The sequence below is a fragment of the Xenorhabdus bovienii genome (assembly GCF_024721015.1).
Lineage (GTDB): Bacteria > Pseudomonadota > Gammaproteobacteria > Enterobacterales > Enterobacteriaceae > Xenorhabdus > Xenorhabdus bovienii.
Window position 1 is genome coordinate 1 of the sequence record NZ_JANAIF010000061.1, and the last position, 21,436, is coordinate 21,436.

The following is a 21,436-nucleotide window of genomic DNA, read 5'->3' on the forward strand; positions in this document are numbered from 1 at the left end:
CGAAAGAACTCACCACCCGGTTGACAGATAATTTCCAGACTTTAATTCCTGCATCTTCAAGTTAATTGCGTATATATGTAAATAGATGAATAAGTTAAATAACAAAAAAAGAATTAATTAATAACACGATAAATAATTTATATTTAAAATTATGACATGCATTTATTATAAATATACTCATGTAATTTTATTAGATTACACCCTCTATTTTATTATCCTACTTATTTATTGATACAGATCCTTTATATTTAAATACAATTCTGACAGAAAAATAAGAGTTAATCCCATAAAACATTCGGGATAGATGTCCTAGCATAGGAAAAACCAAAGTACTCGGAGAATATAATGAAAAAACTACATGATATCGCAAAAGAAATGTTACCTGCTAAATCATATAAAATGTTGATTAATGGAGAATGGGTAGATAGCGTTTCAAAAGAAACCCGTAAAAGTTATAACCCGGCAACCGGTGAGTTACTCACAGAATATGCTGCTGGCAATGCCCAAGATGTTGAACTGGCAGTCAAAGCCGCCCAAAAAGCCTTACCTGCATGGAGTAAAAAATCAGCAGCCGAAAAACAATCTCTGCTACTGAAAATCGCTGACCTGCTGGAAGCTGAATCAGAACGTTTCATTACTCTTGAAGCCTTAGACGCCGGTAAGACACTAAATCTATGTCGGACGTTTGACATTCCTTTTGCCGTTGATCACTTTCGCTACTTCGCTGGCGTCATTCGCGCCCATTCCGATGAAGCCGATGTGATTGATGCCGATACCCTCAGCCTAGTGATCAGAGAACCCATTGGGGTTGTAGGACAGATTATCCCGTGGAACTTCCCACTGCTGATGGCGGCATGGAAACTAGCTCCTGCTCTCGCCGCCGGTAATACCATCGTGATCAACCCCGCCAGCCTGACTTCAATCAGTTTGCTCGAATTAGGTCGTATCTTGAATCAAGTTCTGCCAGCGGGCGTTGTCAATATCGTTACAGGTCGCGGGTCTAGTGTTGGTCAAGCGATCCTCGATCATGAAGGCATTGACAAGGTAGCCTTTACAGGTTCAACAGAAGTCGGTTACAACGTTGCCGCAGCGGCAGCCAAACGGATCATCCCTGCCACATTAGAACTCGGCGGTAAATCTGCCAACATTATTTTCCCTGATGCCAATATGAAAAAGGCTGTCAAATATGCTGCTGACGGCATTTTGTTAAATCAGGGGCAAGCCTGTGAATCTGGCGCTCGCCTGTTCCTGCATAAAGATATTCATGACGAGTTCCTGAAATCGCTGAAAGCGGCATTTGAATCCGTTCGGGTGGGCGATCCCATGATGGCCGAAACCGAGATGGCTTGTCAGATCAGTCAGGAGCAAATGGACTTTATTCTGGGCTATATTGACCTTGCGAAGCAGGAAGGTGCAACTGTGCTAACTGGTGGAAACCGCATAACAGGCGCGGGATACGATGATGGTTTCTTTGTTCAGCCAACCATTATTACCAATGTGACCAATAAAATGCGGGTTGCACAGGAAGAAATATTCGGGCCAGTGCTGTGTGTCATTCCATTTAGCAGTGAAGAAGAAGTCGTGGAAATGGCCAATGATTCTGAATACGGTCTGGGAGGCGCTGTCTGGACGCAGGATATCAACCGTGCTCTGCGCGTGGCAAAAGCGGTTCAGACAGGCCGCATGTGGGTCAATACCTATCATGCCCTGCCCGCCCATTCCCCATTTGGCGGTTACAAAAAATCCGGTCTTGGCAGAGAAACCCATAAAATGAGTCTGGATGCTTACACTCAGGTGAAAAATATCTATATTAGTACGAAAGAATAGTTATAGGTTCCAAGACAATCGCCACCCTTCCGGGTGGCGATTTTTATGATCAATTTTTTATTGATATGAATTACAACCAGAAGAACCAGGCAACCACAGAGATAATGGCGATACATACCACGTTCAGCACCATGCCCACTCTCACCATCTCAATTTGCTTGATATAGCCAGAGCCATAAACAATTGCGTTAGGAGGCGTTGCCACAGGCAGCATAAATGCACAGGATGCACCGATACCGATAATCATAGTCAGCACCATGACAGGCATCCCCAAGGCTTCTGCAACCGTAGCGAAAATTGGCACCAGCAGTGCAGCACTGGCGGTATTACTGGTAAATTCCGTCAGGAAGATAATGAACGCAGTAACAGCAAGGATGATCACAAACCAGTGACTGGCACCGAAGGTTGCCGCCATGCCATTCGCCATAACTTCGCTGGCTCCGGAGTTTTTCAGGACAGCACTCAGCGTCAGGCCGCCACCGAACAGCATCAATACGCCCCATTCGGTGTTATTCTGAATCTGTGACCAAGTTGACACGCCAGTGATGCCAATCAGGATGGCTGCGCTCACTGCAATAATCGTATCCAGATCTTTGATACCGCCAAAAGCATCACTGATGATTGAACTGAAAATCCAGCTAAACACCGTCAGCAAGAAGATAGCCATAGTGATAATACGCTTACTGTTCCACTCCAGATGTTCCAATTTCAGATCAAATTTATGCTTTAGGTTTGGACGCAGCATGATATACATCACGGCCACCATGACTGGCAACAAAATGATGACCATCGGCACGCCATACTTCATCCATGTGAAGAAGTCCATACCCAGTTGCGCCGCTGCAATGGCATTCGGGGGGCTCCCCACCAGTGTTCCCAAACCACCGATACTGGCGCTGTATGCCACCCCCAGCAACACAAAAACAAACGTATTGCGTTCAGTGCGCACATCCAGATTAGCCAGAATACCCAGTATCAGCGGCAGCATCATCGCAGCAGTCGCGGTGTTACTGATCCACATGGAAAGCACGGCTGTAATACCAAATATCAGCAATACAGCCACCGATAAACGCCCACGGGCAATCATCAGAAGACGGTTGGCGATCAGCCGATCCAGACCTTGAATATGCAATGCCGTTGCCAGTGCAAAACCGCCAAAGAACAGAAAGATGATCGGGTTTGCAAAAGATTGCAGCGCATCACCCGTATTCATTAATCCCATACCAACAGCCAGAATTGGAATACACAGAGCCGTAATTGTGACGTGTATAGCTTCAGTCAGCCATAGCACACCAACAAATGCCATCAATGCCAGACCCGCATTGGTTTTTTCGCCATACGGCAAAAACTTAAGCAAAGCGACAAGCAAGATAATATCCAGCGCGAGAATAATTAAGCCTCTTTTATTTGAGGGATTTGGCCCAATCGCTGGGGTTAAAGATTCAGAAGCGTCCATGAAGACTCCGTAAAACAATGAAACACAACACGGTAATGTAAAAAGAATTATTGATGAATCATTGCCATAAATGTTAAAGAATTACATTACATGTGAAATAATAAGGAGTATTAACAAGGAAGAAAATACAACGTGTATGATTTTGGGATCTATCACGTGGGGTTTGTTCAATTAATGAATGATTGTTTAGAAAACATACGGATATTGTGCCGTTATTTCATACTTTTCATTTCATCATCGTGTATATAATCACTTATATGGATAAAATTATCTTTTGTTGAGATGGCGAAAGAGCATATACTCTTTCGCCAAAACATAAATAAAATTTATTTTTTATCGATATCGACCGGCAATTATGCCTGACCTTTCACTTCTTTCAGACCATTGAAAGTCGCACGGTTACCCAGTGCTTCTTCGATACGGATCAGCTGGTTATATTTAGCAACACGGTCAGAACGGCTCATAGAACCGGTCTTAATTTGACCTGCCGCAGTACCCACAGCTAAGTCAGCAATAGTCGCATCTTCGGTTTCACCAGAACGGTGAGAAATCACCGCAGTGTAGCCCGCATCTTTTGCCATCTTGATTGCAGCCAGAGTTTCAGTCAGTGAACCAATCTGGTTGAATTTGATCAGGATGGAGTTTGCGATGCCTTTTTCGATACCTTCTTTCAGGATCTTGGTATTAGTTACGAACAGATCGTCACCAACCAACTGGATTTTGTCGCCCATAACTTTAGTCTGATAAGCAAAACCATCCCAATCAGATTCATCCAAACCATCTTCGATAGAAACGATTGGATATTCTTTGGTCAGGTCTTCCAGATAGTGGGTAAATTCCTGAGACGTGAACGTCCTGCCTTCGCCTTTCAGTTCATAGTTGCCCGTTTCTTTGTTATAGAATTCAGAAGCTGCGCAATCCATCGCCAGAGTAATATCTTTACCCAGCACATAACCCGCTTGTTCAACGGCTTCTTTGATCGCGGCCAGCGCTGCTGCGTTAGATTCCAGATTTGGCGCATAACCCCCTTCATCCCCAACCGCCGTACTCATGCCTTTTGCTTTCAGCACTTTTGCCAGATAGTGGAAAACTTCTGAACCGATGCGTACCGCTTCTTTCAGCGTGCTGGCACCAATTGGCTGGATCATGAATTCCTGAATATCCACGTTGTTGTCAGCGTGCTCACCCCCGTTGATGATGTTCATCATTGGCAGAGGCATGGAGAATCTGCCTGGCGTACCGTTCAACTCAGCAATGTGCTCGTACAGAGGCATGCCTTTTGCCGCTGCTGCCGCTTTAGCGTTCGCAAGGGAAACAGCCAGAATCGCATTGGCACCGAAGTTAGATTTGTTTTCAGTACCATCCAGCTCGATCATGATTTTGTCGATGTTAGCCTGATCTTTCGCATCCTGACCAACCAGAGCCTGAGCGATTGGGCCATTAACCGCAGAGAGCGCTTTCAGTACACCTTTACCCATGAAGCGAGATTTGTCACCATCACGCAGTTCCAGTGCTTCGCGAGAACCTGTTGATGCACCTGATGGCGCAGCAGCCAGACCAACAAAGCCACCTTCCAGATGTACTTCTGCTTCTACCGTTGGGTTACCACGGGAATCGATGATTTCACGGCCAAGTACTTTAACGATTTTGGACATTAGGTTTTCCTCAGTACAAGTTAAATTCCGGGCAATCGATTGAAATTAAATTCATTAAAATTCAATTAGTTACAATTAAAACCAATCAATCGCCCCATATCTTATTTCAACTGGCCTTTCTGATATTTGCCTGCGGCTTCAACAAAGCCCGCAAATAACGGATGACCATCGCGAGGCGTTGAAGTGAATTCCGGGTGGAACTGGCACGCCACAAACCACGGATGTGCCGGGTTCTCAATGATTTCCACCAATCTGTTATCGATTGAACGGCCGGCAATACGCAGGCCTGCTTTTTCAATGCGTTTCAGCAATAAATTGTTCACTTCATAACGATGGCGATGACGTTCAATAATGTCGTCCTGACCATAAAGTTTACGTACCAGACTGCCTTCAGACAGACGGCATAACTGGCCGCCAACGCGCATCGTTCCGCCGAGATCACTCTCTTCGCTACGTACTTCTAAGTTGCCGTTCTCATCACGCCATTCCGTGATCAGACCTACAACCGGTAATTTACACTCTGGCTCAAACTCTGTGGAGTTGGCCTCTTTCATGCCCGCCACATTACGTGAAAACTCAATCAGGGCAACCTGCATACCCAGACAGATCCCCAAGTAAGGGACTTTGTTTTCACGGGCATAACGTGCAGTCATAATCTTGCCTTCGATACCACGGCCACCGAAGCCGCCCGGCACCAGAATGGCATCCAGACCTTTCAATACATCAACACCACGGGTTTCAACATCCTGAGAATCGATCAGTTTGATGTTGACGGTCAGGCGTTTTTTCAACCCGCCGTGTTTCAGTGCTTCAATCACTGACTTATAAGCATCCGGCAGTTCAACATATTTGCCCACCATTCCAATGGTGACTTCACCCGATGGATTAGCTTCTTCATAAACGACCTGTTCCCATTCGGACAGATCAGCTTCAGGGTATCCGAGGCTAAATCGTTTACAAATATAATCATCTAAGCCCTGAGATTTCAAGAGACCCGGGATTTTATAAATGGAATCAACATCTTTTAAAGAGATAACGGCTTTCTCTGGAACGTTACAGAACAGCGCGATTTTTGCACGCTCATTGGCGGGAATAATACGATCTGAGCGGCAGATCAAAACATCCGGCTGAATACCAATGGAGAGCAGTTCTTTCACAGAATGCTGAGTAGGCTTAGTTTTGACTTCACCAGCCGCCGCCAGATAGGGCACCAGCGTCAGATGCATGTACAAGGTATGTTCACGGCCGACTTCCACAGCCATCTGACGGATAGCTTCAAGGAATGGCAGAGATTCAATATCACCGACAGTGCCGCCGATTTCCACCAGCACCACATCATAGCCTTCTGCACCACGGATGATACGATCTTTGATTTCATTGGTAATGTGGGGGATAACCTGAATGGTTGCACCCAGATAATCGCCACGGCGTTCTTTACGCAGCACTTCAGAGTAGACACGACCGGTCGTGAAGTTATTGCGGCGTGTCATTTTGGTACGAATGAAACGTTCGTAATGGCCTAAATCCAGATCAGTTTCAGCGCCGTCTTCGGTAACGAAAACTTCCCCGTGTTGGGTTGGGCTCATTGTACCCGGATCGACGTTGATGTACGGGTCCAGTTTCATAATGGTGACTTTGAGTCCACGGGCTTCGAGTATAGCCGCCAAAGAGGCAGCAGCAATGCCTTTACCCAGAGAGGATACGACCCCGCCGGTCACAAAAATATAATTAGTTTTCATGCTGAACCTGAGAGTTTAGGTTTAAAAGGATGATGAATATAACAGGACGGGAAAGCAGTATACCCTAACCTTAAATGCGCTACAAACCATCTAGGCAGGATAAAGTGCCGACTTATCAGGGACAGCGCGAAACCAGCCGATGTCTTTCTCTTTAAATTCATCAAGTTAATAGTTTAAAAAATTTTCACCTGATTCAGGTTATTCGGCGATTCCACGACGTTTTTTTCGCTATTTCTGCCCTATGACTGCTGTTTTTTGACTTGCTGCCACATCTGTTCCATTTCCTCCAGTGTCGCCGTTTCCAATGACAGACCTTGGTCGAGGACACGCTTTTCGACGCTTCGGAAACGCTTTTCAAATTTACCGCAGGCTTTCTGCAATGCCATTTCTGGTTTATGCCCTAAATGACGGGACAAATTGACGACAGAAAACAACAAATCCCCTAGCTCTTCCTCCAGCCGGGCTTCATCAACAACCGCCTGCCAGGCCTCATCCATCACTTCATCGATTTCTTCATACACCTTGCCCAGCACCGGGCCAAGTGTATCCCAATCAAAACCAACCGAAGCGCAGCGCTTCTGGATTTTATAGGCTTTCATCAATGCGGGCAGACTGGCGGGAATATCATCCAGCACAGAATGCTGGTCTTTTTCCGCCCTCTCTGCTGTTTTACGCTGTTCCCAGCTCCCTATCGCTTCTTCGCTACTGATGCCTGCCTGTTGATCAAAAATATGGGGATGCCTGCGCTCTAATTTGTCACAAACCGCGTCGCAGATATCGTCAAAATCAAACAACTGCTGTTCTTGGCCCATCTGGGCATAAAACACGATATGAAACAGCAAATCCCCCAGCTCTTCTTTCAGGGCATTTGCGTCGTTGCGCTCAATGGCATCAATGACTTCATAGGTTTCTTCCAGCGTGTAAGGCGCAATGGTGGCCGAAGTCTGCACTTTGTCCCACGGGCAACCCTGCTGGGGATGGCGCAACTGCGTCATAATCCCCTTAAGTCGTTCAATCGAAGTGGTTTTTATCTTATCCATGTTTCATTAATTACCGTGCAAACGTCTGGCTTCAATCACATCAGATAGCTGGTTGAGCTTCGCCAGTACCCGTCCCAATACCTGTAGATTATAAATCTCAATATTCATATCGATAGTCGCCAATTGCTGCTTCACGTCGCTTCGGCTGCTCACCCCCAGTACATTTACCTTTTCATTGGCAAGAATCGTGGTGATATCACGCAGTAATCCGCTGCGATCATTAGCAAGCACCCGCACCACAAGGGAGTAGCCGCTGGAATAATTTTCTCCCCATACCGCATCCACAATGCGCTCTGGTGCGCTAATTTCCAATTCGGCCAACTGCTCACAATCAGCACTGTGGATGGAAATTCCGCGTCCGCGCGTAATGAACCCGACAATTTCATCACCGGGGATCGGCTGACAGCAACGAGCAACATGGTGCATCAGGTTGCCGACACCTTCCACGACGATACGTCCATTGTCTTGTTTTACATTGCGCGGAGTGTAGGTTTTATTTTCCAGATTGCGCAGCGCCTTACGATCAGCTTCTTCCGCCGTCGTTTTGTTGAACTTGCTTTGCAGGAAATTCATCAATTGGTGAATACGGATGTCACCAACACCAATCCCCGCCAACACTTCTTCCAGCGAATGAACGTTATAACGGGCAATAAGTTCTTTCTCGGCTTCCCTGACAGTGATTCCCAAATGGGTCAGTTCATTATCCAGCATCTGGCGGCCGGCAATGATGTTCTTGTCACGATCCTGCTTGCGGAACCAGTTGTGGATCTTTGCTCGTCCCCGGCTGGTGGTTACATAGCCAAGGTTCGGATTCAGCCAGTCACGACTTGGATTCGGATGCTTCTGGGTGATGATTTCAATTTGATCCCCCATCTGAAGCTGATAGCTGAACGGCACAATGCGTCCACTAATTTTCGCCCCGATGCAGCGATGCCCGACATCACTGTGAATATGATAGGCAAAATCCAACGGCGTAGAGCCTGCCGGTAAGTCAATCACATCGCCTTTTGGCGTAAAGACATAAACGCGATCATCAAACACTTGGCTGCGAACTTCATCCAGCATTTCGCCAGTGTCCGCCATCTCCTCCTGCCATGCGATCAGCTTACGCAGCCATGCAATACGGCTTTCATAACTGCCCGATTTGCCGCCGCCAATGGCGGTGCCTTCTTTGTATTTCCAATGGGCGGCAACCCCAAGTTCAGCATCATCATGCATCTGACGGGTACGGATCTGAATTTCAAGCGTTTTCCCATTCGGCCCCAGCACGACGGTATGAATGGACTGATAACCATTCGGTTTAGCGTTAGCGACATAATCATCAAATTCATCCGGCAGATGACGATAGTGAGTATGCACTATTCCTAAAGCCGCATAGCAGTCCTGTAAACGCTCAACGACAATACGCACTGCCCGCACATCAAACAGTTCATCAAAGGCGAGGGATTTTTTCTGCATCTTGCGCCAGATGCTGTAAATATGCTTGGGACGCCCATAAATTTCGACCGAGATCCCTTCTTTGAGCATGTATTTGCGTATGGTCGTAACAAACTTTCCGATGTACTGTTCGCGATCGATCCGGCGCTCATGCAGGAGTTTGGCAATCTTTTTGTATTCATCAGGATGCAGATAGCGGAAACAGAAATCTTCCAGTTCCCATTTTAGTTGACCGATACCCAGCCGATTGGCAAGAGGCGCATAGATGTTGGAACACTCTTTTGCCGCCAGTACTCGCTCATCTTCGCTGGCATCCTTCACTTCCCGTAAATGGGCGATCCGTTCCGCCAGCTTGATGATCACACAGCGGAAATCTTCCACCATCGACAGCAGCATCCGACGCACATTATCGACCTGCACTGAGCTGGTGGAATCCGTGTGGGTGGCTTTCAACTGGCGAATGGCATCTATTTCCATCACGCCATGCACCAGATTGGTAATGGCCGTGCCAAATGTTTCTGTCACTGTTTCATTATCGAGCAGTTTGGCATCAAGGATGGGAAAGAGCAGCGCAGCGCGCATACTGTCATTATCCATACTCAATGTGGACAGGATTTCCACCATTTCCACACCGCGCCACAGCAACAGCGCCGCATCAGGGTGATCCTGGACTTTTTCGTGACAGTAATGCCATGTTTCGGCTAATTTCTCACTGGATTGTGGATTCGTGATATTTAAACTCGTGATCCACTTATCGACCGCAAATTCACCTGCCGGTGTGAGATGTGCACTTCTTACCGCAACCATAATTCCTCCCTACTCGATAGCCATTGGCTCACGGCTGAACAAAGCCATGGATTCCAGGTGGCTAGTGTGCGGAAACATATCCAGCATCCGCACACTGACAAGATGATAACCAGCCTCCAGCAGAACTTTGCTGTCCCGCGCCAGCGTTGTGGGGTTACAGGAAACGTACACCACTTTTTCAGGAGCCAGTTTTACGATATGTGACATGACGCCCGCCGCACCTGCGCGGGCTGGGTCCAGCAGCACTTTATTGAACCCCAGCACCGCCCAAGGCTGCTGGTGAATATCCGATTCCAGATTTTCATGGAAAAAATCGACGTTATTAAGTTCATTGAGCTGGGCATTATATTGCCCATTCGCGACCAAGGCGGCAACCCCTTCTACACCCACTACGGCCTGTACTTTAGGCGCCATTGGCAAGGTAAAGTTCCCCATGCCGCAAAATAGATCCAATACCCGATCCGTCGGCTGCAAATCCAGCCAGGCCAACGCCTGTGCCACCATTTGCTGGTTAACTTCATCATTAATTTGAATAAAATCCCGCGGGCTGAATTCCAATTTCAAGCCATCCACCTGATACCACGGAGAAGACTGCCCTTCTATCAAAGGCTCAAGGGATTTTTCATCGCCGGCCAGATAGACTGCCGTTTTATGCTGCACCGAAAAAGTGCACAATTTTTCCCTATCTTCGCACTTCAGTGGATCAAGATGACGCAACACCATTAACGGGCCATTATCCGCCAGCACCAATTCAACGTGTCCCAGCCGTTTAACCGCACTCAGGCTATTCAGGCACTGGGATAACGGTTGCAATAACTGTTCCAATTCAGGGCGCATTACCGGACAATGTGCAACGGCCACCAAATCGTTGGTCTGGCTCTGGCGAAATCCCATCAATAATTTTTGCTGCCTGGCCGGGTTTTTCTTAACATCGTATTGCAGGCCAAGCCGTGCCCGACGCCGATAGCCATATTCCGGGCTGTGAATAATGGGATGAGCGCTGATACTGATGCCAGTTTCTCGCTGGATAAGGTGTTCCAGCACGCTGGCCTTAGTTTTGGCTTGCAGCTCAATCGCAACGTGCTGCTGCTGACAACCGCCACACACATTGAAATGCGGGCAGCGCGGTACAACACGAGACGGGCTGTCTGATAGACGTTTTACTATTTTGGCCTTGGCAAACTGGCGTTTTTCTTCTGTCAGTTGGATTTGGGCCTGTTCACCCGGCAATAATCCCTGAATAAAGATCGTTTTTCCCTGATGACGGGCAATACCTTGCCCTTGTGCATCAAGGTTATCTGCGGTAACGGAAATAATGCCTCGGTTTACGGAGCGGCGGTTTGGGGAGTAAAATTGCACCATGATTCTGACTGACTTTGAAAAATTGAGTTTTGATTTTCCCACAATGGACGCTTATGACCAAATATAGCCTACGCACCCGTATGATGAGCCTGATATTGGTTCCTGTTTTACTGGTCGGAACGCTGGTGAGTATATCATTTATCTCATACCGTTATTACGAGTTGAAGAACCTGATAGTCCGCAGTGGGATCAGCATTATTGAACCGTTGTCCATCGCCAGCGAGGTGGGCATCAATCTGGATAATCATCGACGGGTCGAAGTCTTAGTCAATAGCCTGCATCGCCGTAACTCCGAGATTGTCAAAGCCATTGCGATTTTTGATAAAAATCATAAGCTTTTCGACATTTCTAATGATAAATATGATGCGAACCAGTTGCGGCTTCCTGCTGGTGAGCCAATCCCAAAGATCCTACTGAGTCAATCAGGACACGATAATAATATCATTTTGATGATGCCGCTGATTGCAGAAAACACCCAAGAAAACGAATGGCGCAATACCACCAGCAAAGCCAATCCCATCGGCTATATCGCCATTGATCTGGATTTGAGAACGGCCCAAATCCAGCAATATAAAGAAATTACGACGTCAATCATCCTGCTGATCCTCTGTCTTGGCGGCACTGCCCTGTTTGCCCACATTTTGGTGCGCAAAGTGACACAGCCACTGGGTGACATGGTGAGAGTCGTAGAACGGATACGGCAGGGACAATTGAACATTCGTGTCACTGGCGCGATGCCGGGAGAACTGGCCGCACTCCAGAATGGCATCAATACCGTCGCGGAATCGCTGTCGAAATATAAAGATGAGATGCAGTTGCATATTGATCAGGCCACATCTGACTTACAAATCACCATGGAACAATTAGAAATCCAAAACGTTGAACTGACTCTAGCCAAAAAACGCGCACAGGAAGCGGTTAAGATCAAAACAGAATTTCTGGCAAATATGTCCCATGAATTACGCACACCGCTTAATGGCGTTATTGGCTTTACCCGTCAGATGCTCAAAACACCCATTACTTCTCAGCAAGCCGAATATCTTTATGTGATTGAACGTTCTGCCAATAATTTGCTGAAAATCATCAATGACATTCTGGATTTTTCACGGCTGGAATCGAATAAACTGGTGCTGGATCAAGTTCCTTTTCTACTGCGAGATACGGTCAATGAAGTCATCGAATTGCTCACTCCCGCGGCCAGCGAGAAAAACCTCCCCCTTCATCATCGCATAGATGACAAATTGCCTAACCTGATGATCGGCGATCCCATTCGCTTGCAGCAAATACTCACTAACCTGATTGGTAACGCGATTAAATTCACAGATAAAGGCAGCGTGATACTGGAGGTCAAATTGCGTCAGCAGCAGCACCATCTCGTGCAGATTGATTTCACTATAACCGATACTGGCATCGGCATTAAACCAGAATATCGTCCGATTCTGTTCCAGGCATTCAATCAGGCCGATGCCAGCATTACCCGCCACTACGGGGGAACCGGACTGGGTTTGAGCATCACTAAAAGGCTGGTCAATGAAATGAAGGGAGAGATCGATTTCATCAGCGAACCCGCAAAAGGAACCGTATTTTATTTTGATCTCTGGCTGGAAAAAGAAGCGTTTTTATTGGGTTCATTACCTGAACGCCTGCCCATTCCCTCGGTTTTTCCACGTTTGCCCATAACCGTGATGGCGGTGGATGATAATCCGGCCAATCTGAAATTAATTGGTACTTTGCTGGACGAACAAATCGAGAATACCCTGCTGTGCAGCAGTGGTCTGGAAGCGCTGACTACGGCACAACAACACGCACTGGATCTGATTCTGATGGATATTCAGATGGCAGATATGGATGGTATTCAAACCTCTGAACAGATCCATCAATTACCACAGCATAAAGAGACACCCATTGTGGCCGTGACGGCTTTTCCCTGTAATGAAACCCAAAATGGGGGACGTTCCCCGTTTGTTGGCTGCCTGTCAAAACCATTGGATGAACGTCGCCTGAAAACGTGGCTGAATCAATACAGCCAAAAGAAAAAATCACAGTTCATCGATTGGGATATGGCTTTGAAACAAACGGCCGGAAAAGAATCTCTGGCGCGGGAAGTTCTGGAGATGCTAGTACAATCGCTGCCAGAAATGAAAGCGATGATTGAACAGATCTTGGCAGCAGATAGCGACATTGATCACAAACAGTTTCAGCATCATGTCCACCAATTACATGGCAGTTGCTGTTACAATGGCGTCCCCAAACTGCAAGCGATTTGTGAATTCATCGAAAAACAACTGAAACAAGCTATTCCTCTGGCGGATCTGGAGCCAGAATTACTGGAATTCATCGATGAGATCAATCACGTCATTGCCGCGGCTCCTGATGTACTGAGAGCGATCGGGCCTCTCACTTCGATACCATAAATTTACGATATTCTTCGTAAGCATAATGGTCAGTCATGCCACTGATATAGTCCTGAATCAAACGCGCCCGATAATAAAATTCGAGCACATCTTTTTCAGCTTCATCAGTGGCGACAATGTTTTCTACCGCCTCTTCATAGGCCAGCCGGTGTTTGGTAGATAATTTGTGCAGCAGGCGCGTTTCAATAAAGTATTTTTTGTGAAAATTATCTCGGTGCAGCGCCATAAAATCCTGCCGAGATAGCTCCAATAATGGGCTATAAACATCCAGCAATCCGGTAATAATCCGATAGCCCTGCAATTCCAGCTCTTCGACTTCAGGGTGGTTAAATACCCATTTCCGCGTGACACTTTTCAAAATCTGCAATAGACGTTGCTCATCGCCATTCTCTTCCAACAAAGCATGATTGAATGTACCTGCATAAATTTCGGGCAAATTCTCAATAAAACGTTTAGCGGTATAGGGCACCAATTTTCCGGTGATAAATACCCGTAGATACATGAAAAACTGCTCATGAATACTGCGACGAGCCTCATTGCTGGCCGTTTTCTTATGAGCCTGCATCACCGTGAATTCAAATAAATCCCCTTTCCTGTGTCCCCCATTTTCCTGCCACTCTTTTTTCAGGTATTCCACCAACTGTTCAACATTGAAAATGCCCTTTTCAACCGCATCATCCAAATCAGCAATGCAATAAGAGATATCGTCTGCGGCTTCCATAATATACGTCAGCGGAAAACGGCAGAAATCCCCCAATTGCAGCTCTTTTCTTAATTCATGGATAAAACTGTCTTCCGACCAGTAGTAGCCTTTTTTCTTCATCAGGTAACTGAATTCTTCGGGAGATCCTTCAAGACGGTAAGCCGGGCAAGTATATTTCAGGATACAGCCGATTTGGGCATAAGTCAGATTCAGTTTAAGCAGATTATGTGCCAGCCGGATCGCTTGGGCATTGCCCTCAAACTCACATAAATCCTTACGTAACTGGCGCCGGAACAGATCTTTTTTGGCTTCACCATTGTAGCTCAATGCCGCCACTTTACAGCCATCTTGCCGAGCTGTGCTTTCAGAAGCGCAATCTGAAAAATAATCAGGATCTAATCGACGCGAGAACCAATCTCTGATCGCAGCCTCACCAAAATGGCCAAACGGCGGATTACCGATATCGTGCATCAGGCAGGCCATTTCAATCAGGCTTTCAAAAGCAAGTAAGCGATCACTCAGCCCATATTTTTCCAGCAGATTTTGCTTTGTCAGTTCTGCAATAATCGTTTTTGAAATATAGCGACCGATTTGCTGCACTTCCAGCGAGTGAGTCAACCGGCTGCGCACGGCGGCGTTGCGTTCCAGCGGAAAAACCTGCGTTTTCTGCTGCAAGCGCCGGATAGCGGCTGAATTGATGATCCGCCCACGGTCACTTTCGAATTGACGATTCACCTGATCTTCATCGTCAGGATGTATGGAAGAGTTGCTGTACTTACGCTGGTAATTCAACTTCTGCTTGAAATCAATTTTAGTCATTAATCCCCCCATACCGAATGAAACGCTTATTTATAGCCGGAATATCCAGTAAACAGTGATTCAATGTTACACTGCCGCATCGAATAAGAGTGCCTTTTCATAGACACTAATCCATTAATTAACCATGAGTATGACACAATGAAAGTAGGTGTAATAGGCGCAATGGAACAAGAAGTAACACTACTGCGTGACCAGATTGAAGGTCTGCAAACTGTGTCGCGGGGCGGATGTGAAATCTACACCGGCAAGCTGAATGGCGTTGACATCGCGTTGCTGAAATCCGGCATCGGTAAAGTCTCGGCCGCTCTTGGCACTACCCTGTTGATTGAACATTGCCAGCCAGACATCGTGATTAACACCGGATCAGCCGGCGGCCTTGACCCTAAACTGAATGTGGGGGATATCGTGGTTTCCGGAGAAGTCCGCTATCACGATGCCTATCTCACTGCCTTTGGTTATGAGCCGGGTCAAATGGCACAATGTCCACCTGCTTTTATCGCCGACAGCCAATTAATTACACTGGCCGAAAAATGCATTAAATCCCTTGACCTGAATGCAGTTCGTGGGCTGATTTGTAGCGGTGATGCTTTTATCAATGGCGCAGAACCCCTGGCGCGTATCCGTGCTACTTTCCCGCAAGTCGCGGCGGTTGAAATGGAAGCGGCAGCTATCGGCCATGTTTGCCACCAGTATCAAATTCCATTCGTGGTGGTTCGTGCCATTTCTGATGTTGCCGATCAGAAATCTCATATCAGCTTTGATGAATTCTTAGTTATCGCTGCCCGTGAATCAACACGGATGGTCAACGCCATGTTGAGCGAACTCAGCCAACATTAATTAATCAATTAATTGAAGTGGAGCACCGATTATGAAATTCTGGATGAAAATAATCTCACTTAGATCAATCTGGTTGTCATTCTCATTCCTGCTCTTTAGTTTTCTGTATAGTGTCAGTGCGCCACTTCACGCCGCAGCCTCTCGTGTTATCAGCCTTGCTCCCTCGACGACCGAACTCGCGTATGCGGCTGGACTAGGCGATCGGCTTGTTGCAATCAGTGCTTACTCCGATTATCCCGAAGCCGCCAAAAAACTAGAGCAAGTCGCTGATTGGCAAGGCATCAATGTTGAACGGATCATTGCCCTGAAACCCGATCTGATTCTGGCCTGGCGCGGCGGTAATCCCCAGCGTCCGTTAGAACAGCTCGCGGCATTAGGTATCCCGATTTTTTATTCTGATGTGAAAAAAGTGGAAGATGTCGCAACCGATCTGGAACGACTGGCTGTCTATAGCCCACGCCCCGATATCGCCAAAAAATCAGCCGCTGATATCCGCCAGACATTCAGCCGATTAAAACAAACCCATGCCACCCCCAATCCCAAGCTTGTGTTTTTACAATTTGGTATGAATCCGATTTTTACTTCATCCGATCACACCATTCAAAGTGAAATCGTATCCGCATGTGGTGGTAAAAACATCTTTGCCGACAGCACTGTACCGTGGCCGCAAGTCAATCGTGAGCAAGTACTTACACGCAAACCTGAAGTGATTGTGCTGGGAGGAACTGAAGATCAAAAACAGCGCGTGGCGGATTTTTGGCAGCCACAGTTGAATGTCAAGATCATCACCCTGAATGACGATTGGTTCAGCCGTGCAGGGCCACGAATTATTCTGGCGACAGAGCAGCTTTGCCGGGAGCTTAATCTTTCTGGCGGCTAGAGGCCAACGTAGAAAAAAATAAAGGCGGCTCTTAAGCTGCCCTTATTTTTAATAACGGTATCATATTTTCGATCAGACGCTGAAAGAAGAACCACAACCACAGGTGGTTTTTGCATTCGGGTTAGTGACGATAAAACGGGAACCTTCCAGTCCTTCCGTATAATCGACACAGCCACCCACCAGATATTGCAGGCTCATCGGGTCAACCACTAACTCAGCACCTTGTTTCTGAATCGTCAGATCACCTTCGTTCATTTGATCATCGAAAGTGAAACCATACTGGAAACCGCTACAGCCACCACCTGTAATATAAACCCGCAGACGCAGGTTCGGGTTATCTTCATCAGCAACCAGTACTTTAACTTTATTGGCTGCGGCATCAGTAAACTGCAAAGGCAATGCAGCATCATCGCTCATTTTTTTGCTCCAGACCGGTGTTTCGGTAAAAATTCTCAGAAAGTCGTTTTAAACCTTCTGATCAGTTAGCCGCGATTATCCGATACCTGACTGATTCGTTCAAGTTTTGCTACACCAAGGCAACACGCTTCTCCATGTCAGGATGATTTGGCTTCCCCATCAGGCTGCTTTAAAATGGCCTCCCCCTATCTGTACCCTTATTTTTTCAGGAGCTTTTATTAATGAGCCAGTCCGAAATACTTTACTCTCAGGCAAAACAGGTGATCCCCGGCGGTGTCAATTCACCGGTACGCGCCTTTAATGGTGTCGGTGGCACACCTGTCTTTATCCAACGCGCCGATGGTGCTTACCTTTACGATGTTGATGGCAATGCCTATATCGATTATGTCGGCTCATGGGGGCCAATGGTACTGGGGCACAATCATCCTGCCATTCGCAACGCCGTGATTGAAGCCGCCGAGCGTGGCCTGAGCTTTGGTGCACCAACGGCTGCCGAAGTGGAAATGGCAAAACTAGTGACAGAGCTGGTGCCTTCCATGGATATGGTTCGCATGGTGAACTCCGGTACAGAAGCCACCATGAGCGCCATTCGTCTGGCGCGTGGTTATACCGAGCGCGATAAGATCATCAAATTTGAAGGCTGCTATCACGGCCACGCTGACTGTTTGCTGGTCAAAGCGGGTTCCGGCGCCTTGACCATCGGCCAGCCCAATTCTCCGGGCGTTCCTGCCGATTTCGCCAAACATACTCTGACCTGCGTCTATAATGACCTGAATTCCGTGCGTGAAGCCTTCGAAAAATACCCAGAAGAGATCGCCTGTATCATCGTAGAACCCGTCGCCGGTAACATGAACTGCATTCCCCCACGACCAGAATTTCTACCAGGTCTGCGTAAGCTGTGTGATGAATTCGGCGCTTTACTGATCATTGATGAAGTCATGACCGGGTTCCGTGTCGCTTTGGGCGGCGCACAAGAGTATTACGGCGTTGAGCCAGATCTGACGTCCCTCGGCAAAATCATCGGTGGCGGTATGCCAGTGGGCGCATTTGGCGGCCGTCAGGACATCATGGAAAAACTGGCACCCACTGGCCCGGTTTATCAGGCGGGAACCCTCTCCGGTAACCCTATCGCTATGGCTGCGGGTCTGGCTTGCCTGAATGAAGTCGCCCAACCCGGCGTTCACCAGCGTTTGAGCGAACTGACAGACAAGCTGGCGGTTGGTCTGAGAAACGCGGCATCAGCAGCGGGCGTTCCTCTGGTGGTTAACCACGTTGGCGGGATGTTCGGTATTTTCTTTACCGACGCAGAAAGCGTGACTTGCTATCAGGATGTCATGGCGTGTGATGTTGAACGCTTCAAGCAATTCTTCCACTTGATGCTGGATGAAGGCGTCTATCTGGCTCCTTCTGCGTTTGAAGCAGGCTTTATGTCCATCGCCCATTCAGATGAAGATATTCAGCGTACCGTTGATGCCGCCGCTCGCTGCTTTGCCAGACTGAATTAAGTCATTCCGTTATTCATGACGCCACAATCCTGTGGCGTCTTATATTAAAACTCGCACGACCTGAGTTGACGACATTATCACCAATACACCCAGTAAAATAAGTACCAGCCAACGGAAATGCCGTGGATTAATACGCGTTCTTAGCCAAGTACCGATAATCAGGGACTTTACTTTGTTGAATAGAGAAGATTGGATACTCTGAAATACTGACATGTTGTCCTTCTCATATATTATAAAAAGAACAGCATACCGAATTGAATGATAAATAACGTCGGTTAATTATTTTTTAAATCTTTAGAATTAATGAATACCAATTGAACATCAGGCTATTTTTCAAACACTCAATAAAAATCCCATCCAATCAAAAAATTATATCTTTACTTTTTTTCAAATTTACTAACGTATTATCATTTTCTATAATGCTTTATTTTTAAATAAAAACAATAAACTAATTACCAAATCAAAATTATTTTCAAACTAAAAATCTCATCACTTAATATTAAGCATGCGAATAGATTTGAATACAAACAAACCAAAATAATAATAAATAAAAGTGTACTGATTATTCGAATTCAGCTGTTAGATTAAATACCAGACAAATACAGATTGATTTACACACATTATTTAAAAAAACAACTAAATTCATAAAAAATACAAAACTATAAGAATATTGTTTTAAATTTACATTTCTATATAATGCAGCGTCATTTTCTATATATGTGTAATTTATTTATGCCTCTTTATTCTCCGGGCAGAATTTCTACTAATTCTGCTCGTTTATTGCTCCTTGCGCTGCTAGCAATTTCAGGGAAATCAAATGCATCATCATTTATCAGCCCTGTTGATCAAGATGCCATTACTCAGCAACAAAAAGACTTATTACAACAAGCACAACAGCAGCGTGATGACATTCGCAATAGCATTACGCTATCACCACTCGCGACACCGACATCTGATGATGAAGAGTCGCTCTGCCACCCTATTCACCAAATTCAGTTTGAAGGCGCAGAAAATCTCTCCGCATCAGTGCAACAGGCATTATCCAAACCCTATCTATCCCGCTGCCTGACCGTCGGTAAAATTAACGAATTGGTACGTAAGGTATCAAACACCTACATAGAAAAAGGTTATGTAACTTCTCAGGCAGGATTAAAAGAGCAGGATTTATCCACCAGCATCCTGACAATTACGGTTACGGAAGGAAAAGTCGGCTCCATCCTGCTTGATGATGAAACGCCCCTTGCCCTGAAAATGGCTTTTCCATATATGGTCGGAAAACTCCTTAATTTGCGGGATATTGAGCAGGGCATGGAACAGTTAAACCGTCTGCCTTCCCAACAGATAACGATTGATATCCAGCCGGCTAAACAACCCGGTTATTCTGACGTTATTTTAAAGCGCACCGCTTCCCGATTGCCGGTCAATGCCAGTCTGGGACTGGATAACAGTGGACAAAAAAATACCGGGAAAGAACAAATTAATGTCACTTTAGGGCTGGATAACCTACTGCACCTTGCTGATCTGTGGTCAATATCCGCCAACCGTAACAGTGATTTTCGCCATAATCACCAGAACTGGAACGTGACATCAGGGATAACAATTCCTTATGGCTACTGGTCATTCGATTACCAGTATGCCAGAAACAGCTCATTTCAAATGATATCTGTAGGCACCGACCGTTACCGCCATGAAAGCAAGGGACAAACTCATCAGTTAAAAGCAAACCGGACATTATACCGTGATAGCAAGCAAAAACTGGGGCTGAATATAGGGCTAGTCCGCCGCCAGACCTCCAACATTGCGGCCGGAGTAAAGTTATCCGTCAGTAGCCCGACATTAAACGCTGTCAGTCTGGGTGCTAACTACAGCACTGTACTGGCAGGGGGCTATCTTACGTTCAACCCGACGCTCAGTCATGGTTTAAGCATCTGGGGTGCGACTAAAGATAACTCCGGCGACCGCAATGCCCTCAGAAGTCAGTTCCGTAAATTCAGCCTGAGTAGCAGTTATTTTATTCCTGTTACGGAAGATATCTATTACCTGACCTCCCTGTATGGGCAGTTTACTCCGGATAATCTTTATGCCGGTGAACGCCTTTCATTAGGCGGGCAATATTCCGTCCGAGGATTTAAGGAGCAAAATCTCATCGGGAATAATGGTGGATATTGGCGTAATGAACTGAACTGGAAATTAGCCAGACTCCCTTTATTGGGTGAACTTTCTTTAAATGGTGCACTGGATACAGGCTGGCTGGAAAACAATAAAAAAAGGCAAATCGAAGGAGGTAATGTCACAGGAACATCACTGGGTATTTCGCTCAATCACAACAGGATGAATCAGAGGGTCACACTAGGAAAACCGCTGATTTATCCCAATCATCTCAAACCAGACCACTGGGTTATTTATTGGTCTGCTTCACTCAGTTTTTAATAAAACTATACCAGCAAATTAGGACTTAATTTAGGGACTGTTGATGTTTTATGTTCATAAATCAATCAGCCCACATTGGTAACCAAACGAGAGTAAATGCCAGTGCTA

General features: G+C 46.4%; 15 protein-coding genes. 6 read left to right on the forward strand and 9 right to left on the reverse strand.

Annotated elements, in window-relative coordinates; all coding sequences use genetic code 11:
- The first annotated feature begins 345 nt into the window (after positions 1–345).
- Positions 346–1,827, forward strand: coding sequence for an aldehyde dehydrogenase family protein (locus tag NXS07_RS14670; protein ID WP_038222463.1), 1,482 nt, complete (start codon positions 346–348; stop codon positions 1,825–1,827).
- A gap of 70 nt (positions 1,828–1,897) precedes the next feature.
- On the opposite strand, the gene NXS07_RS14675 is transcribed toward NXS07_RS14670, so the two are convergent.
- The 6 genes from NXS07_RS14675 to rlmD all read right to left on the reverse strand — a co-directional run bounded on the left by NXS07_RS14675 (position 1,898) and on the right by rlmD (position 11,323).
- Complete coding sequence (locus tag NXS07_RS14675; protein WP_038193887.1) at positions 1,898–3,283, reverse strand: DASS family sodium-coupled anion symporter; 1,386 nt, start codon at positions 3,281–3,283, stop codon at positions 1,898–1,900.
- Between the two features lie 353 nt (positions 3,284–3,636).
- Positions 3,637–4,938 carry a phosphopyruvate hydratase gene (gene eno, locus NXS07_RS14680; RefSeq protein ID WP_258087026.1) on the reverse strand — a complete coding sequence of 434 codons (1,302 nt, stop codon included), beginning with the start codon at positions 4,936–4,938 and terminating at the stop codon, positions 3,637–3,639.
- 101 nt (positions 4,939–5,039) lie between these two features.
- Positions 5,040–6,677 (reverse strand): glutamine hydrolyzing CTP synthase, encoded by a 1,638-nt coding sequence (gene pyrG, locus NXS07_RS14685; protein WP_258087027.1) that lies wholly within the window; start codon positions 6,675–6,677, stop codon positions 5,040–5,042.
- 239 nt (positions 6,678–6,916) lie between these two features.
- Positions 6,917–7,717 carry a nucleoside triphosphate pyrophosphohydrolase gene (gene mazG / locus NXS07_RS14690; protein WP_258087028.1) on the reverse strand — a complete coding sequence of 267 codons (801 nt, stop codon included), beginning with the start codon at positions 7,715–7,717 and terminating at the stop codon, positions 6,917–6,919.
- A 6-nt stretch (positions 7,718–7,723) separates the two neighbouring features.
- Positions 7,724–9,961: a GTP diphosphokinase gene (gene relA / locus NXS07_RS14695; protein WP_258087029.1), complete on the reverse strand. Its 2,238-nt coding sequence runs from the start codon at positions 9,959–9,961 to the stop codon at positions 7,724–7,726.
- A 9-nt stretch (positions 9,962–9,970) separates the two neighbouring features.
- A complete protein-coding gene (gene rlmD / locus NXS07_RS14700) occupies positions 9,971–11,323 on the reverse strand; it encodes a 23S rRNA (uracil(1939)-C(5))-methyltransferase RlmD (RefSeq protein ID WP_258087030.1) in 1,353 nt (450 codons plus the stop codon).
- Between the two features lie 53 nt (positions 11,324–11,376).
- Between rlmD and NXS07_RS14705 the strand changes: the two genes are divergently transcribed.
- Positions 11,377–13,737: an ATP-binding protein gene (locus tag NXS07_RS14705; protein ID WP_258087031.1), complete on the forward strand. Its 2,361-nt coding sequence runs from the start codon at positions 11,377–11,379 to the stop codon at positions 13,735–13,737.
- Here the strand turns inward: NXS07_RS14705 and dgt are convergent.
- Positions 13,721–15,259, reverse strand: coding sequence for a dGTPase (dgt, locus tag NXS07_RS14710; protein WP_038202957.1), 1,539 nt, complete (start codon positions 15,257–15,259; stop codon positions 13,721–13,723). The two genes, NXS07_RS14705 and dgt, sit on opposite strands and share 17 nt — an antisense overlap.
- A gap of 138 nt (positions 15,260–15,397) precedes the next feature.
- Here dgt and mtnN point away from each other — a divergent pair, with 138 nt between their 5' ends.
- Both mtnN and btuF read left to right on the forward strand, forming a co-directional pair.
- A complete protein-coding gene (mtnN, locus tag NXS07_RS14715) occupies positions 15,398–16,096 on the forward strand; it encodes a 5'-methylthioadenosine/S-adenosylhomocysteine nucleosidase (RefSeq protein ID WP_258087032.1) in 699 nt (232 codons plus the stop codon).
- 31 nt (positions 16,097–16,127) lie between these two features.
- Positions 16,128–16,976, forward strand: coding sequence for a vitamin B12 ABC transporter substrate-binding protein BtuF (gene btuF, locus NXS07_RS14720; RefSeq protein WP_258087033.1), 849 nt, complete (start codon positions 16,128–16,130; stop codon positions 16,974–16,976).
- Between the two features lie 72 nt (positions 16,977–17,048).
- Here the strand turns inward: btuF and erpA are convergent, their stop codons facing one another.
- Positions 17,049–17,393 carry an iron-sulfur cluster insertion protein ErpA gene (erpA, locus tag NXS07_RS14725; RefSeq protein WP_038193874.1) on the reverse strand — a complete coding sequence of 115 codons (345 nt, stop codon included), beginning with the start codon at positions 17,391–17,393 and terminating at the stop codon, positions 17,049–17,051.
- A 221-nt stretch (positions 17,394–17,614) separates the two neighbouring features.
- Here erpA and hemL point away from each other — a divergent pair, with 221 nt between their 5' ends.
- A complete protein-coding gene (hemL, locus tag NXS07_RS14730) occupies positions 17,615–18,898 on the forward strand; it encodes a glutamate-1-semialdehyde 2,1-aminomutase (protein ID WP_258087034.1) in 1,284 nt (427 codons plus the stop codon).
- A 39-nt stretch (positions 18,899–18,937) separates the two neighbouring features.
- Here hemL and NXS07_RS14735 read toward each other — a convergent pair whose 3' ends face one another.
- On the reverse strand, positions 18,938–19,111 hold the full coding sequence (locus NXS07_RS14735) for a hypothetical protein (RefSeq protein ID WP_258087035.1): 174 nt from the start codon (positions 19,109–19,111) through the stop codon (positions 18,938–18,940).
- Positions 19,112–19,630: 519 nt separating this feature from the next.
- Between NXS07_RS14735 and NXS07_RS14740 the strand changes: the two genes are divergently transcribed.
- Positions 19,631–21,328 (forward strand): ShlB/FhaC/HecB family hemolysin secretion/activation protein, encoded by a 1,698-nt coding sequence (locus tag NXS07_RS14740; protein WP_258087036.1) that lies wholly within the window; start codon positions 19,631–19,633, stop codon positions 21,326–21,328.
- The last annotated feature ends 108 nt before the right edge of the window (positions 21,329–21,436 follow it).